Annotated in this window: 1 protein-coding gene; it reads left to right on the top strand. The window is 44.7% G+C overall.

The genetic code is table 11. The annotated features are described in order from the left end of the window. Positions 1 to 178: 178 nt before the first annotated feature. The coding region (locus M3N64_RS13980; RefSeq protein ID WP_249104301.1) for an L-rhamnose isomerase at positions 179 to 1,012 on the top strand (834 nt) is incomplete at its 3' end.

Below are 1,012 nucleotides of genomic sequence, written 5' to 3' on the forward strand. Positions count from 1 at the left end.
TACTCAAGTGGAATGATTACAGCGTAAAAAGGTTCGCTGATTTAAAAACGTCTTTGAATGCGGCAAAAGGCACATATATGAACCTGCGATTGAAAGCGGATTCAAACATATCTGTCCTGTCTGATTGAACAATTAAATTATATGAAGCACACTTAAAAGGAAAGGATGTTTTTGCGAAATGAGTGAGCATGTAATAAAGGCATATGAACTTGCCAAAGAAAAGTATGCGGAAATTGGTGTAGATACAGAAGAAGCCCTCAATGCACTGAAGAAAATAAAATTGTCGATTCACTGCTGGCAGGGGGATGATGTACTTGGCTTTCTGTTTCCGGATCAGGATCTTACAGGGGGTATTTCAGTCAGCGGAAATTATCCCGGAAAAGCCAGAACGGTAGATGAATTAAGAAAAGATTTAAGTAAAGCATTGTCGGTTATTCCGGGCAAGCACAAGGTTCAGCTGCACAGTATCTACGCGGATACGGATGAAAAGGTGGACTTGAATGAACTCGCCCCACGCCATTTCCAATCCTGGGTTGACTGGGCAAAAGAAGAGGGCGTCGGTCTTGATATGAACGGCACATTCTTCTCGCATCCTAAATCAGCAAGTGGTTTTACTTTGTCAAGCGCCGATAAAGAGATTCGTGATTTCTGGATTGAGGTCGGGAAAGGCAGCCGTAAAATTGCCGAGTATTTCGGCAAGGAACTGGGTCAGCAGTCAGTGAACAATTTCTGGATTCCGGACGGCTACAAGGATAACCCGATTGACAAGCTGGCCCCGCGTCAGCGGTTGATCGAATCGTTAGACGAAATCATGAAAGAAAAGATTTCAGAGAACTATACGATTGAAGCAGTTGAAGGAAAACTGTTCGGGACTGGTGTCGAATCGTACACGGTCGGTTCCCATGAGTTCTATGAGGCTTATGCATTGACACGCGGCAAGCTGTGGACCATCGATGCCGGTCACTTCCATCCGACCGAAGATGTATCCGATAAATTCTCAGCTTTCCTGCCA

Origin of the sequence: Sporolactobacillus mangiferae (genome assembly GCF_023336505.1) — a bacterium.
GTDB classification, from domain to species: Bacteria; Bacillota; Bacilli; order Bacillales; family Sporolactobacillaceae; genus Sporolactobacillus; species Sporolactobacillus mangiferae.